Here is a 13,877-nt window from a genome sequence, read left to right on the forward strand (position 1 = left end):
GTTTCTCAATAACCGACAGGCGGAAGCGGTTCGCGCGGCGGTTCTGCGGCGCGCATCTCGTTCGTGTCGTCGGTTTTCAATTCCTGAAACGCCCGCCAGACCAGAACGGCGAGGAAGCAGAAAAAGCAGAAGGAAATAACGATGGCCGTGAGGATGAGCGCCTGCGGCAGCGGATTGGCCGTATTGGCCGCCAGCACATCTTCCCCTGCGCCGATGATGGGCGGCACTTCGCGCGTCAGCCTGCCTGCAGTAAAGAGCAGCAGATTGACGGCATTGCCGAGGATGGCAATGCCCAGCAGCAGGCGCACGCTGTGGCGCGACAGCATGAGATAGATCGCCACGGTGAAGAATATGCCGACGAGGACAGAGAAAACCGCTTCCATCAGTCGCGCTCCCTTTCTTCCAATGCCAGGGCAATGGATGTGAAGCCGCCGACCACGACAAGATAGACGCCGATATCGAAGGAAATGACGGTGGCCAGTGGCACTTCCACGCCAGCAAGGCTGGGATAGACCCAAAGCCCGGTCATGAACGGCACGCCGAAAAAGACGGATATCACGCCCGACAGCGTCGCGAGCAGCAGGCCGAAACCGGCAATCGACAGCGGATGAAAGACGATGGCGCGGCGCACGGTTTCCACCCCGAAGGCAATGCCATAAACGGCGAGCGCCGAGACCGCGATCAACCCACCAATGAAACCACCGCCGGGTTCGTTATGGCCACGCAGCAGCACGAAGATGGAAAACAGCAGCATGAGGCTGGTGATGACAGGCGCGACGGTGCGGAAGATGAGCGTGTTCATGCCCTGCCCTCCTTGTCAGTCCGCGTCGCGGGCTTCGAGCGAATGCGGATGAGAGCCAGAATCGCAAGACCGGTGATCATCACCACCGCTATTTCGCCCAGCGTATCGGTGCCGCGGAAATCCACGATGATGACATTTACCACATTGTTTCCGTGGGCAATAAGCTTGGAATAGGCGCCGAAGAAATCGCTGAGGCTGGTATTGAAGGTTTGCTGGGTGGACTTCAGCAGCAGTAGGGCGAAGCCCGTGCCACAGGCAAGGGCAATGGTGCCATCCAGCAGTTTCTGGCGCAGGCTGCGGTGATCGGAAGGCGAGAGGCGTAGGCGGGTCATGACCAGCGTGAAAATAACGACGGAGAGCGTTTCCACCATGAACTGGGTGAACGACAAATCCGGCGCGCCAAACAGCAGGAACAGCACGGCGACGGCAAAGCCCTGAATGCCGAGCGCGACGATGGCCGTAAGCCGGCTGGCCGCCGTCAGCACCGCAATGAGGCCGATGATGGCAATGACGATGAAGGTGAGTTCGTGCAGCTGGATATCAGCTCGCCAGGCGGGCAAGGACGGCAATTCACCATAGGCAAACAGCGGCACCAGCAGAACCAGCGCGATGATGGCGAAGGTGGCGGTGACGTAAAATTCCAGCCTGCCCGGCTGGATGATGCGCGTGACATGGAAGGACAGTTTGACGAGGCCGGAAATGGCAGCATCGAAGGCCTTGTCCGGTCCCGGCCCGGCGGCAGCCAGCGAGCGGTCCATGAGGTGGCGCGCGGTAGCGAGCCTCGTATAAACCATCACGCCGAGCGCCACGGTGAAGAGCGAGAGCGCCAGGGGAATGCCGATATGCGGGATCAGCGACATCTCCACGCCACGGCTTTCGCCCGCGATGGCGGAAGCCATGGGTGTGGAGATGCCTGCGTGAAACGTGCCTGAGAACAGCGCGGCAAGAAGACCGCACAGTGACAGCACGGCGGGGCCGAGCCACAGCAGAACCGGGCCTTCATGGGCGTGTTTCGGAGTGTTCTTCAGTTTGCCGACAAAGGGTTTCAGCGCCACGGCAAAGGCAATAGCCAGCATCAGTGCATTGCCGATGATGGCGATGCCGGTGAAGAGAATGGCGCGCGGATTGGCATGCGCCAGCGCATAATAGATTTCTTCCTTGGCCAGAAAACCGAGGAATGGCGGCAGACCCGCCATGGAAATGGCCGCAGCCATGGCCGCGATAAAGGTAATGGGCATGGCCTTTCGCAGACCGCCCAGCTTCGTCACATCCCGCGTTCCCGCCTCGTGATCGATGATGCCTGCGACCATGAACAGCGCGCCCTTGAACAGCGAATGCGCCACAAGATACAGCACCGCCGCCTCGATGGCATGTTCAGTGCCGAAGCCCGTGAGCATGACCAGCAGGCCGAGCGACGAGACGGTCGTATAGGCCAGCATCAGCTTGAGATCGGTCTGGCGGATGGCAAGGAATGCGCCGGTCAGCATTGTCAGCCCGCCGAAGAAAGGCAGCAGGATTTCCCATGCCGCCGTTTCGCCCATGACCGGGTTGAGCCGCATCAGCAGGTAGACGCCAGCTTTGACCATGGTGGCGGAATGCAGATAGGCCGAGACCGGGGTCGGCGCTTCCATGGCGTTGGGTAGCCAGAAGTGGAACGGAAACTGCGCCGATTTGGTGAAGGCTCCGCCCAGCACCAAAAGCAGCGTGGCGAAGTAGAAGGGGCTCTGGCGCAGCACGTCATTACCATGCACCAAAAGAGAAAGCTGTGTCGTGCCGCTGATGTTCCAGATGAAGATGAGGCCTGCCAAAAGCGCCAGCCCGCCGCCACCCGTCACCACCAAGGCCTGCAAGGCGGCACGGCGCGAGGCTTCGCGCCGGTGATCGAAGCCGATCAGCAGGAAAGAGGTGATCGATGTCAATTCCCAATAGACGAACAGCATCAGAAGACTGTCCGACACAACCACGCCCAGCATCGCGCCCATAAACAGCAGCAGAAAGGCCATGAACCGCCCTTGCTGCGGATGGCCCTTCATGTAACCGCCCGCATATAGCACGATCAGCGTGCCGATGCCGGTGATGAGCAGCGCAAAGGTGAGAGACAGACCGTCGATGAACCAGGAAAAGCTGAGATTGAAGCTGGGCACCCAGATATAACCGCCGGTGACGACCTCACCTGCCACGATTGCCGGAATGAAACCGAGGAAATGGGCGAAGGCCAAAGCGGGTGCGAGCGCCAGCAGCCAGGCAGCATTGGAGCCCAGTTTCGCGACGGCCAGGGGCGCGCATAGTGCCGTGATGAACGGCAAAAACAGCACGATAAATGTCAACAGCGTGACATTGGCAATCATCTCGTCTCCCAGCCCCGCCGCTTTTGCGGCCTTGTTTTGTTGTTTCTCAATTAGGGCAAGGCGACATATGCCTCAACTCTTTTCGATTGCGCAGACGATAACAAGGTCTTTATCCCCTGTTAAAGCCGCATGCTCTTTTAACAGGGAAGCCGAGACACTATCTTGGGGACAAACGAAAGGATCTCCTGATGAGCGATCTCAAATCACCCAAAATCACCAAGTCCGATGCACAATGGCGCGAGGAGCTGACGCCCGAGCAGTTTCACATTCTGCGCGAACACGGCACGGAGCGCCCTTTTACTGGTCCCTATTGGAACAGCACCGAAAAAGGCCTCTACCGCTGCGCCGCCTGCGATGAGCCTTTGTTCATCTCGGACACGAAATTCGATGCCGGGTGCGGCTGGCCGAGCTATTTCGAACCGGTGAAAGCCGATGCGGTGACCGAACATCGCGACAACGCCTTCGGCATGGTGCGCACGGAAATCCGCTGCGCCAATTGCGGCGGCCACCTTGGCCACGTCTTCCCCGACGGCCCTCCACCGACAGGCCTGCGTTACTGCATCAATGGCCACTCGATGGTGTTCGAAGCTCAGGATTGAGCGTCTCGTAGACAGATGAACAGAGCCACGTCACCCTCACGGATGGCGTGGCTTTTGATGTTGGCGATGCGATCACGCCGCCTCAGCCTCACCGGAGGCAAACGCAAATCCCTCATCCTCCCATCCCGTGATCCCGCCGATCATGATTTTCACTGGTCGCCCCAAACGTGCGAGCTTCAACGCGGCCTGATCGGCACCATTGCAGTGAGGTCCGGCGCAATAGACCACGAACAGCGTATCGTCCGGCCACTGCGCCATGCGGTCTGCGGTGATATCCGCGTGACGCAGATGAATGGCGCCGGGGATATGCTTGCGGGCGAAGGTTTCCGCAGACCCGACGACATGCAGGAGAACGAAATCCTGCTCTCCCTTTTTGATGGACGCTGACACATCCGCGCAATCCGTCTCGACCGAGAGCCGACGTGTGAAATGGTCGATGACGACCTGTGACGGTGCGGCGGGAATGTCCGATACGTAGCTCATGGGCTTTTCCTTTCAGGGTTATAGCCGAACTTTACGCCGCACATAAAAAGACTGGCAGATGGCATGATTGCCATATATCGTAAACATCATGCCAAAACCGCAGAAAGCCCCCGCGCCCAACCGCCTTGTCGTTGCTCTCGCCTATGACGGGCTTTGCACGTTCGAGTTCGGCGTTGCCGTCGAAATCTTCGGTCTGACGCGCCCGGAAATGGGAGAGGACTGGTATCGCTTTGCCGTGGCCGCCGTGGATGAGGGTGAGATGCGGGCCGTGGGTGGCCTGCGTTTCGTAACGGATGGGGGGCTGGATTTGCTTGAGCAGGCGGGCACCATCATCGTGCCGGGCTGGCGTGGCATTCATGAACCGGTACCGGAGGCTCTGTGCATGGCCTTGCGCAAAGCACATGAGAATGGCGCGCGGGTTCTGTCGCTCTGTTCCGGCGTCTTCGTGCTGGCGGCGGCAGGTCTCTTGAATGGCAGGCAGGCCACCACTCATTGGCGCTATACCGACAGCCTCAAAACGCAATTCAGCGAGATCGAGGTGTTGCCTGACGTGCTCTACGTGGATGGCGGCACCGTGCTGACGGCGGCTGGAAGTGCGGCGGGCATAGACCTCTGCCTGCATCTGATCCGCCGCGATTTCGGCACCAAGGCTGCCAATATGGTGGCGCGACGGCTTGTCGTGGTGCCGCACCGCGATGGCGGACAGGCACAATTCATCGACAAGGCCGTTCCCGAACCGCATGAGAAGGCGCGGCTTGGCCCGCTGCTGGATGCCGTGCAGGCGCGACTGACGGAGGATTATACCGTTGCGCGGCTGGCGGGCATCGCTGGCATGAGCAGCCGCACATTCCTGCGCCGGTTCGAAGCCGCGACTGGGACGACGCCCGCCAAATGGCTCCTCCTGCAACGGCTTTCCAAGGCCAAAGACCTGCTGGAAACATCCCGGCTTGGCATAGAGGCCATTGCGGAAACCAGCGGGCTAGGCAGTGCCGCCAATCTGCGTCACCACTTCCGCCAGCAGTTTTCCACCACACCTGCAGCCTACCGCGAACGGTTTGGAGCGAGAAACCTCACGCCGCTGGAAGCTTGAGCTCCATGCAGGTCAGGTCCAGCCAACGACCGAACTTCTTTCCAACCTCGGAAAACTGGCCTGCAACACGGAAACCCATGGCTTCGTGGAGGCGGATGGAGGCGGTGTTTTCGGATTCGATGGCGCCGATGAGGACGTGGACGTCGTTGGTTTTGGCGTGATCGATCAGCGCCTGCATCAACTGCCTGCCGAGGCCTAAACCCCGGGCATTCTTGTGGACATAAATGGAATGTTCGCGGGTGTGGCGGTAACCATCGAAAGCGCGCCAGTCTCCGTAGGAGGCGTATCCGGCAACGGCTCCATCCTTGATAGCGACAATGACCGGAAAGCCGCGATCCTTACGGGCCTTGAACCACTCCTTGCGATTATCCAGATCGACGAGAATCTCGTTCCAGATGGCGGTCGTGTTCAACACCGCGTCGTTATAAATCTCCATGATGCCGGGAAGATCGTCGACGGTGGCGTCGCGTAGTTCGATGGTCATGCCTGATATCCGCTGCAAATCAATTTCACGACCAACATAAACCAAGTCGCGAAACTGTGTAGCGGTTTTAAGCAGTGCCAGATTTCAAGCCGTGATCGGGGTCATGCTGAAGCTGGTCATGACGGCGGTGTAATGCACGGCGGCGGCCACCACGACAAAGCCGTGCCAGATGGCATTCTGGAACCGCAGGCGTTCCCACACATGGAAGATGACACCCATGGAATAAACGATGCCGCCGATGACGATGAGCCACAGGCTGACGGGCGGCAGGTGGTAGGACAGGCGATCTGCCACCATCACACCGCTCCAGCCCATGGCGAGATAAAGCAGAATGGTCAGGCGATCGAACCGGCCGGGGAAGAAGCATTTCAGAAGAATGCCCGAGATGGCGGCGACCCATATGCCAAACAGGGTGACGGCGATGAACGGATCTTCGATGCCGCGTTGCAGGATGGGCGTGTAGGTGGCGGCAATGAGAATGAATATGCCGGAATGATCCAGCCGCCGCAGATACCATTTCACATTGGAATGCGGCCAGATGTTGTAGGTGAACGATATGGATAGGCACAGGACGAGGCCGAATGCATAGACCCAGACGGCTGCAATGGCGCTGAGACTGCCCCAGAGCGTGACGTAGAAAATCAGCGCGGTGGCACCAATCAGCGCAAAGACGATGCCCACGCCATGCACAATACCATCGGCCACGATTTCAGGAAGATCATAGCGGCGTCCAAAGCGCCAAAGTTCACTCATATTCGTTCTCGCACATCAATATCCGGATCATGCAGACAATATGAGACGGGAACAAGACATGCCTCGCAAAACGCGATCACTTTGCATTCACGCCTGTCGCAAAAGTCGAACTCGATCTTCATCAAAATAACACCCTGCGAGATAATACAACCTTAACTTTAGGAAGTCGAAACGATTGCGCAATATGAGACGTAATCAAACAATTTTTGAAAAGGTCTTTTGAAAATGCGGCGCATCGAAGATGAGATCAAGCCTTGGGCGGGTGAGGAACGCAAGCGTGGCGAGGAGCTTTACGCACATCTGGAAAAACATGTCCGCGAAGTCGCTGTAAAATGCTTTCAGTCCTTCGATCCGACCATGGTGAAAGTGCCGGAAGAACTTCTGCAGCTTGAAGCCGTCAAGTTCCGGCGGCTATGCGAAGGCGCTTTCAAGACCGATTATTTCGATGCTCAGGGCAAGGTCATTCGCGGCATCAACGACAAGATCGGTTTTACCCGTTTCATCATCGATGCCTGCTCGATCTATGCCGCCGAATGGACGCTGGTGGTCTTGCAGGAAACGCGCTGGAGTGCCAGCAAGCGCGAGGCCTTCATCCGCACGCTGATGAAAGGGCTTTACACGGATGTCGCCGTTGCCATCCATCATCTTATCAGCGACATGAATGATGAAACGGCCCGGCAGAGAGCGGAGTTCGACCGCCAGCGGGCCGAAGATGCGCAGGCCGACAGCCGCGCGATGATGGCGCTTGGAAAGGCGCTGAGCAGCCTCGCCTCGGGCGATCTTTCCGTACAGCTGACGCAGCCCCTGCCCGAAAAGCACGAGGCGGCTCGCCGCGACTTCAACAACGCCGCCGAGGCTTTGCGCCAGGCGATGGCGGGAATTTCCCACACGTCTGACGACATATGCCGTGGCATGCAGGAAATTTACGCGTCCACGAACGATCTTTCGCGGCGCACGGAACAGCAGGCCAGTTCTCTGGAGGAAACGGCAGCGGCGCTGGACCAGATTACCGCAACGGTGCGGCGCACGTCCGAAGGTGCGTCTCAGGCAACCGTTGCCGCCACCAGCGCCAAGCAGGAGGCCGAAAAATCGAGCGACATCATGAAGGAAGCCGAGACCGCGATGAGCGAGATTGCGGCCAGCTCTACCCAGATTGGCCAGATCGTCTCTGTTATCGATGAAATTGCCTTCCAGACCAATCTTCTGGCGCTGAATGCAGGTGTCGAAGCGGCCCGCGCGGGTGATGCCGGCAAGGGCTTTGCCGTTGTCGCTTCGGAAGTGCGCGCGCTTGCGCAGCGCTCCGCCGATGCCGCCAAGGAAATTCGCAACCAGATTGCCACCAGCACCCAGCAGGTGGAACGCGGCGTGACGCTGGTGGAATCCACGGGACAGACGCTCAAGGCGATCTTCGGCAGGGTAACGGAAATGGACCGACTGGTGGCCGACATAGCCGCCTCTGCCCGCGAGCAGGCGGCGGGCTTGCAGGAGATTAACACGGCGGTGAACGAGATGGACCGAGTCACCCAGCAGAACGCAGCCATGGTCGAGCAATCCACCGCAGCGGTGAATGATATGAATGCCCGTTCGCAGGAACTGGCCACGCTGATTAACCGCTTCTCGCTATCAGGCCAGGGGCGGACATCAGCGCCCTATACACGCTACGCAGCGTAAGGGTTTGGCGCGCGAACGGCGCGCCATTCCGCATCTCTATCGGTTATCGATCCACCAGCACCGAGCATTTGGCGTGACGGACGACACGGTCTGCCGTTGCGCCGATGAAATAATTGGTCAGGTCAGGCGTGTGCGACGCAACGATGATGAGATCGACCGTCAGATCTTCCGCTGCGGCCAGAATTTCCCGGGCGGCGGCACCGCTGCGAATTTCCACCGCGCCGATGCGTGATGATTTGCCTTTCAGCGCCGCGAGCCTCTCCTTGGCATCCTTGATGGCGTTTTCGATCAGATCCATCGGCAGATCGATGGCGAGATAATTCGGCAAATCTTCCACCACATTCAAAAGCACGATATGGCCCGCCGGATCGAGCAACGCTTCGGCTTTCTTCAAGATTTTCTCGGCCTTTTCGGGGGCGCTCAGATCGACCGGAACGAGGATTTTGCTGTACATGATGTTCTCCCTTCGACTCTAAAAACACGCATCGTGCTTTTGAAGTTCCTTATATTTACACGGCAAAGGCGAAGAGGGAATTGATCGGCATCAAGGCCAGATGCGATGATTGTCAACAAATAGCACACGCAGTATCACCAAACGGCTATCTTTTCTGAACGATCAATCGCGCGCATAGTCCGCCCAACATCGCCGCAATTAGTCGGCTGGATTTGGAGTGCCAAGCAATGAGTGAAAACAAGCAATTTGCGCTGACGCGGCCCGCCTATGTCGGCCAGGCCCACCTCGTGGTGCGGGATCTGCCGCTGGTGTCGGATTTCTATCAGAAGATCATTGGCCTTTCCGTCATCGAAAAATCGGCCAGCGGCGAGGTGCTGGGCGTTGGCGGCCAGCCGCTTCTGACCCTGACAACGTCGAATGATGCCGTGCGCGCGCCGAGCAGCGCGGCGGGCCTTTTCCACACGGCCTTCCTGATGCCGAGCCGCAGCGATCTGGCCTTGTGGCTGACGCATGTGGCGCACAACAATGTGCAGCTTCAGGGCGCATCTGACCATCTGGTCAGCGAGGCCATCTATCTCGCCGACCCGGAAGGCAACGGCATCGAGGTCTACCGCGACCGCACGCCGGACGAATGGACCTACCAGACGGATGGCACGGTTGCCATGTCCACGCTGCGGCTGAACCTTCAGGAACTCTACGACAGCGCGCCAAAGGCAACCTTTGCCAAGGCCGCAGACGGCACGGCCATCGGCCACATTCACCTGCAGGTCGGCAATCTTCCGCAGGCGGATGAGTTTTATCAGGACGTGCTGGGCTTGAAAATCATGGCACGCTACCCCGGCGCCAGCTTCTTCGGCTCCGGCGCTTACCACCACCACGTCGCCGCCAACATCTGGAACAGCCGCGGCGCGCAGGCCCGCTCTGCCAACATGACCGGCCTTTCCGGCTATTCGCTGAAGTTCAACGAGAAGGCAGCATTGGACAGTGCCCTCGCCGCCCTCGACCGGTTGGAAATCGCCACGGAACGCCAGAGTGATGGCGTTGCGGTGAAGGATCCTTGGGGTATTGGGTTGAAGCTTTCGGCTTGATTGCTGGAGGCAGATAACAAGCAAGCGTTTTACCGTGTGGCAGCCCCCTCTGCCTGCCGGCATCTCCCCCACAGGTGGGGAGAAACCCTGTGGTCCCAACATCGCACTATTAGCAGCGTCGGAGATGGGTAAGACCTTGCCACATCTGTCTCCCCCCTTGTGGGGGAGATGCCGGCAGGTAGAGGGGGTCTTCGCCGCACAGGTAAATCTTCCCGAACTAGGAACTGCATACCTCATCGAGCGTTATACGCCCTGATGGGGGACTGTTTATGAATGACCAGACGATAGCCAACCGAAAACACGGTGCAGCCGCTGCTGCCAGCACGGATCACAAAGACCCCTTCATGCGAGGCGCGCTGGCGACGGCGCATGATGATGAGCGGAGTCAGCAACCACTGGGCCGCGAGGCGCTGGATGTTGCTGTGGCATGGTCCATCGTCGGGCTTTTTGCGATCGTGCTGATGGGCGTCATTCACTCACTGTCGATCATTCTCATTCCGATCGTCATGGCCATCGTGGTCGGCATGATCCTCGGCGTGGCGGCGGGCAAGCTGAACTCTTACGGCATTCCCGGTTTTGCGGTGGCGCTTATTCTCTCATCCGCCGTTGCCCTCGTCTTCTTCCTCGTCATCAATTCGCTGATCGATCCGCTGTCCACGCTGGCATCGGAAGGTCCTGACATTGTCGAGAAAGCCATCAATCGTTTCGTGCCCTATCTGCAAAGCCTGCGATGGCTGAATTTTTCCGCCGCCACCTTCAGCCTGAATTCTATCTCGCTTGAATCCATCCTCTCGCGAAGCGGCGATATCATTTCCGTGGTTGGCTCGAACCTGACGCCTGCCATCGTGCAGGGACTGGTCTTCTTTGCAGCCCTGCTTCTCTTCCTCTACAGCCGCATTCGTCTGCGCAAAGCCGTCATCATGGCGTTTCCGCAGCGCCACCAGCGCCTGCGCACCATTCGCACCATCGCCTCTATCGAACATGTTCTGAGCTCTTACTTCGCCACCGCATCGCTGATGTATGCGGGGCTTGGTGTGACCATGATCATCATCGCCTATGCGGGCGGTCTTGCCATGCCGTTCCTGTGGGGACTGTTTGCCTTCCTCTCTAGCTTCGTGCCTTTCCTCGGCATTACCGCCATGACGCTGGCGCTGACGATTGGCGGCATCCTGACCCATGACAGCCTGCTGCTAGGCCTGCTGCCCGCCATGGTGTTTTTCACCATTCACCTGCTAATGGAAAATCTGGCATTCCCGGCGGTGGTGGGCAAGAACATGGAAATCAATCCTTTCCTCGTCTTCGTCGCCATCATTTTCTGGACATGGATGTGGGGTGCCGCAGGCGCCATGCTGGCCCTGCCGCTTTCCCTGATCGGCATGACCGTTGCTCGAGAGCTTTTCCCCTCCCGTCGCGTAGTGCCGAACCTGCCGTCGTGACAGTCACGTGCTCTACTTGCCAATTCCCTCAATAGTTGCTTTTCATGTCATCTCATTTGAAGCCTCTACAGGCCGCACATCTTGAAATGATATCGAATAGTGATACTATATGGAGCTGAGCAAGAAGCATCAGGCCGTACTAAAAGCGATCTTTTCTGATCCTGTTCGGGCGGGCATCGTTTGGCGGGATATTGAAGCGCTGTTCCTCGCTAGCGGCGCTGAGGTAACGGAAGGCCAAGGGTCACGCGTACGTGTTGCTCTTAACGGAGTTCGGGCGGTGTTTCATCGCCCTCACCCACAGAAGGAAACTGACAAGGGTGCGGTGAAATCCGTGCGGCGGTTTCTGAGCGAAGCAGGGATAAGACCATGAGTGTGATGCACTATAAAGGATATGAGGCTGTCATCGAATTCGATGAAGAGGCTGATCTTTTTCATGGCGAAGTCATCGATCTGAGGGACGTCATCACCTTTCAAGGCTCTTCTGCGACGGAACTCAAACAGGCACTGGCAGAGTCTATCGAGGATTATCTGGCCTTTTGCGCCGAGCGTGGCGAAGAACCGGAAAAACCATTTTCGGGCCAGTTCGTAGTGCGTACCGAACCGAAACTTCACAAGGCCGTTTCAAACGCGGCCCGAAGAGATGGCGTCAGCCTCAACAAATGGGTGACGGCAGCATTGGAGCGCGCCGTCTCTTGACGGTCAATTAGACGGCGCGTTAAACGCCGGGTCATCCAGGCGGGTAAAAATGACGCCGCGGGCTTTTAGCGCGAGGAGACCGCGGACGACGCCTTCGCCGGCTTCGTGGGTGGGCTGGTTGATATGGGCGATGACGACATCGCCGTCCTTGGCGGATGCGATGTGCTTGGCTGTCATGCCAGCGCCCAGCAGCGAGCCGCCGTCTCCATTGATGGAATAACCGGCGACGCGTTCTCCGAGTTGATTGATGATCGACATGGAGGAATTGGTGTATTTGGCGGTCGCGCCACGAAACCATTGCGGCTGGCGACCGGTGGCGGCGACGATGGCGAGCCTGCCGCCTTCCACTTCCTGCTCCACAGCTGCCGGTGAGCCTGCGGCGGCGATGCCGTAGATCGAGACCGGCTTATCGACGGCTGGAACGTGGTTTTCGCCGTGATTTTCCAATTCGAACAGGTCGGGGTGTGACATCAGCACGGCCAACGCCTGCGGATTGTGCTTGAGCCAGCGGGCAGTGACGAAGATGGTCGCCGGGATTTTCTCGCTCACCAACGTGTCGAGAATGCGGAAATCCGTTTTGCCCATGCAAGCATCGAGCGTGATGGCGACGCGCGGCGCATGCGCCTTGCCCGGCTGCATCTTCAGCGTCGGCTCGACAAGCCCGCCGGTCGACGCGAAGGCGGGAGACGCCATGGCGGCCAGCAAAGAGACGAGAATGATTGTCTTCAGCATGTCACGAGCCTTCGATGATCGATAAAGTTCAGCCGCAAAACCGCGTCGCAGTTTTTGCGCTATATCTCGGCAATTCTGCTCGCAAAACGCCGGAATTATGGCGTTGCGGCGGGCAGGCCATCGAGTTCCGCAAGCTTGGCCAGCGCCTCTTCCACCCGCGCGCAATCGCTGACGCTGAGCGGCATGACCGGCAAGGGCGGCTGGCGGTGGGTGAGCGACAGGAGATTGGCTGCGGCATAAACCACGCGATAGCTGCCGAACTCCTTGAACAGGGACCAGAGCGGCTGGAAATAATCTTCGATACGCTTCACTTCGGCTGCATCTCCCGCCTGCGCGGCGCGGAGCAGACGAAGGCTTGGCACCGGCAACAATCCGCCAATGACGCTGTACCAGCAATCTGCACCTTGAAGGACGGCCTCTGAGCAACCCCAATCGCCGCTATAGCCGATGGCGAAATCCTCGCCTAGCCGTGGGCGCAGGCGCTCCAGTTCGGCTTTGAAACCCATCTCGGCGGCCAGAGGCATTTTGACGGCGCGGATATGCGGAATATAGGCCAGCCGCACCAGCAGCTCGTCACCGAAAGAGAAATGCGTGGTGGAGGGATTGTTGTAGATGCAAAGCGGCAGGCTGGTCGCCCCGGCCACCGCTGCGAAATGGTGATAGACCTCTTCCTGTGTCAGCGGCGTGTAGGAAACGGGGGCGAGCAACAGCGCATCTGCACCGGCGGCTTCCGCATCCTTGGCCAGCGCAACAGCTTCACTGGTGCGAAACGTGCCGACGCCGACGATCAGCTGCCTGCACTTGCCTTTCAGGCATTCCACTGCGGCATTGACGGCGCGCAGACGATCATCGCGAGACAGATAGGCGTAGCTTCCGGTACTGCCCAAAAGGCCGATGCTATCGACCTCTGCCGCATCCAGCCTCTGCACCAGCAGCGACAGGGCCTCGACATCGACGAGCCCCTCTTCATCCGCTGGCGTCAGCGGAAAGGCCGAAAGCCCGTGAAAACTCACATTCATGCAACCTGCCCCTGAAAAACCCTCTGACACAAGGATTAATCAGCAAATCAGCATGCGGCAATATCAATAGGAAATCAGTTAGATATCGTTGCGGATTGGCAACTTCACCCTCTCCGCGCTGGTGGTGAAACCACGGACGTCGCGGCTGGGTTATCTCTCCCCTGTGGGAGAGAAAGCGATTTCAACATCTTAGCCAAAGGCTAAGTGTTAGAAATCGCAAGT

Annotated in this window: 16 protein-coding genes; 7 read left to right on the forward strand and 9 right to left on the reverse strand. The window is 58.6% G+C overall.

Annotated features, from left to right (window positions below; translation table 11 throughout):
• Window positions 1–5: 5 nt before the first annotated feature.
• Genes ABUK73_RS14335 through ABUK73_RS14345 form a run of 3 tightly spaced genes read right to left on the reverse strand, consistent with a single transcriptional unit; the run spans window position 6 to window position 3,150 of the window.
• Window positions 6–383: a Na+/H+ antiporter subunit C gene (locus tag ABUK73_RS14335; protein WP_353577867.1), complete on the reverse strand. Its 378-nt coding sequence runs from the start codon at window positions 381–383 to the stop codon at window positions 6–8.
• Window positions 383–802 (reverse strand): Na(+)/H(+) antiporter subunit B, encoded by a 420-nt coding sequence (locus tag ABUK73_RS14340; RefSeq protein WP_353577868.1) that lies wholly within the window; start codon window positions 800–802, stop codon window positions 383–385. The genes ABUK73_RS14335 and ABUK73_RS14340 overlap by 1 nt, the downstream gene beginning before the upstream one ends.
• A complete protein-coding gene (locus ABUK73_RS14345) occupies window positions 799–3,150 on the reverse strand; it encodes a putative monovalent cation/H+ antiporter subunit A (protein ID WP_353577869.1) in 2,352 nt (783 codons plus the stop codon). Before ABUK73_RS14345 ends, ABUK73_RS14340 begins: the two co-directional genes overlap by 4 nt.
• A gap of 188 nt (window positions 3,151–3,338) precedes the next feature.
• On the opposite strand from ABUK73_RS14345, the gene msrB reads away from it, so the two are divergent.
• Window positions 3,339–3,749, forward strand: coding sequence for a peptide-methionine (R)-S-oxide reductase MsrB (gene msrB / locus ABUK73_RS14350; RefSeq protein ID WP_113089825.1), 411 nt, complete (start codon window positions 3,339–3,341; stop codon window positions 3,747–3,749).
• A 72-nt stretch (window positions 3,750–3,821) separates the two neighbouring features.
• Here msrB and ABUK73_RS14355 read toward each other — a convergent pair whose 3' ends face one another.
• Window positions 3,822–4,232 (reverse strand): rhodanese-like domain-containing protein, encoded by a 411-nt coding sequence (locus ABUK73_RS14355; RefSeq protein WP_353577870.1) that lies wholly within the window; start codon window positions 4,230–4,232, stop codon window positions 3,822–3,824.
• 88 nt (window positions 4,233–4,320) lie between these two features.
• Between ABUK73_RS14355 and ftrA the strand changes: the two genes are divergently transcribed.
• Complete coding sequence (gene ftrA / locus ABUK73_RS14360) at window positions 4,321–5,322, forward strand: transcriptional regulator FtrA (RefSeq protein ID WP_353577964.1); 1,002 nt, start codon at window positions 4,321–4,323, stop codon at window positions 5,320–5,322.
• Here ftrA and ABUK73_RS14365 read toward each other — a convergent pair.
• Window positions 5,303–5,806 carry a GNAT family N-acetyltransferase gene (locus tag ABUK73_RS14365; protein ID WP_353577871.1) on the reverse strand — a complete coding sequence of 168 codons (504 nt, stop codon included), beginning with the start codon at window positions 5,804–5,806 and terminating at the stop codon, window positions 5,303–5,305. The genes ftrA and ABUK73_RS14365 overlap by 20 nt on opposite strands.
• Window positions 5,807–5,890: 84 nt before the next feature.
• Window positions 5,891–6,559: a PAQR family membrane homeostasis protein TrhA gene (gene trhA / locus ABUK73_RS14370; RefSeq protein WP_353577872.1), complete on the reverse strand. Its 669-nt coding sequence runs from the start codon at window positions 6,557–6,559 to the stop codon at window positions 5,891–5,893.
• A gap of 225 nt (window positions 6,560–6,784) precedes the next feature.
• Here trhA and ABUK73_RS14375 point away from each other — a divergent pair, with 225 nt between their 5' ends.
• On the forward strand, window positions 6,785–8,230 hold the full coding sequence (locus ABUK73_RS14375) for a methyl-accepting chemotaxis protein (RefSeq protein WP_353577873.1): 1,446 nt from the start codon (window positions 6,785–6,787) through the stop codon (window positions 8,228–8,230).
• Window positions 8,231–8,273: 43 nt separating this feature from the next.
• Here the strand turns inward: ABUK73_RS14375 and ABUK73_RS14380 are convergent, their stop codons facing one another.
• The gene (locus tag ABUK73_RS14380; RefSeq protein ID WP_353577874.1) at window positions 8,274–8,684 is read right to left on the reverse strand and encodes a universal stress protein; all 411 of its coding nucleotides are present in this window, start codon (window positions 8,682–8,684) and stop codon (window positions 8,274–8,276) included.
• Between the two features lie 227 nt (window positions 8,685–8,911).
• Here ABUK73_RS14380 and ABUK73_RS14385 point away from each other — a divergent pair, with 227 nt between their 5' ends.
• The 4 genes from ABUK73_RS14385 (at window position 8,912) to ABUK73_RS14400 (ending at window position 11,904) form a co-directional block, all read left to right on the forward strand.
• A complete protein-coding gene (locus tag ABUK73_RS14385) occupies window positions 8,912–9,772 on the forward strand; it encodes a VOC family protein (RefSeq protein WP_353577875.1) in 861 nt (286 codons plus the stop codon).
• Between the two features lie 269 nt (window positions 9,773–10,041).
• Window positions 10,042–11,208, forward strand: coding sequence for an AI-2E family transporter (locus tag ABUK73_RS14390; protein WP_162727909.1), 1,167 nt, complete (start codon window positions 10,042–10,044; stop codon window positions 11,206–11,208).
• Window positions 11,209–11,317: 109 nt separating this feature from the next.
• Window positions 11,318–11,578 carry a type II toxin-antitoxin system HicA family toxin gene (locus tag ABUK73_RS14395; RefSeq protein WP_353577876.1) on the forward strand — a complete coding sequence of 87 codons (261 nt, stop codon included), beginning with the start codon at window positions 11,318–11,320 and terminating at the stop codon, window positions 11,576–11,578.
• Window positions 11,575–11,904, forward strand: a complete 330-nt coding sequence (locus tag ABUK73_RS14400; RefSeq protein ID WP_353577877.1) for a type II toxin-antitoxin system HicB family antitoxin — start codon at window positions 11,575–11,577, stop codon at window positions 11,902–11,904. The genes ABUK73_RS14395 and ABUK73_RS14400 overlap by 4 nt, the downstream gene beginning before the upstream one ends.
• Window positions 11,905–11,907: 3 nt before the next feature.
• Here the strand turns inward: ABUK73_RS14400 and ABUK73_RS14405 are convergent, their stop codons facing one another.
• Together ABUK73_RS14405 and ABUK73_RS14410 are read right to left on the reverse strand one after the other, a co-directional pair.
• Window positions 11,908–12,636 carry a polysaccharide deacetylase family protein gene (locus ABUK73_RS14405; protein ID WP_353577878.1) on the reverse strand — a complete coding sequence of 243 codons (729 nt, stop codon included), beginning with the start codon at window positions 12,634–12,636 and terminating at the stop codon, window positions 11,908–11,910.
• A gap of 95 nt (window positions 12,637–12,731) precedes the next feature.
• A complete protein-coding gene (locus tag ABUK73_RS14410; protein ID WP_353577879.1) occupies window positions 12,732–13,655 on the reverse strand; it encodes a dihydrodipicolinate synthase family protein in 924 nt (307 codons plus the stop codon).
• Window positions 13,656–13,877 lie beyond the last annotated feature (222 nt).

It is taken from the genome of Agrobacterium vacciniicorymbosi (assembly GCF_040427045.1).
GTDB lineage: Bacteria > Pseudomonadota > Alphaproteobacteria > Rhizobiales > Rhizobiaceae > Agrobacterium.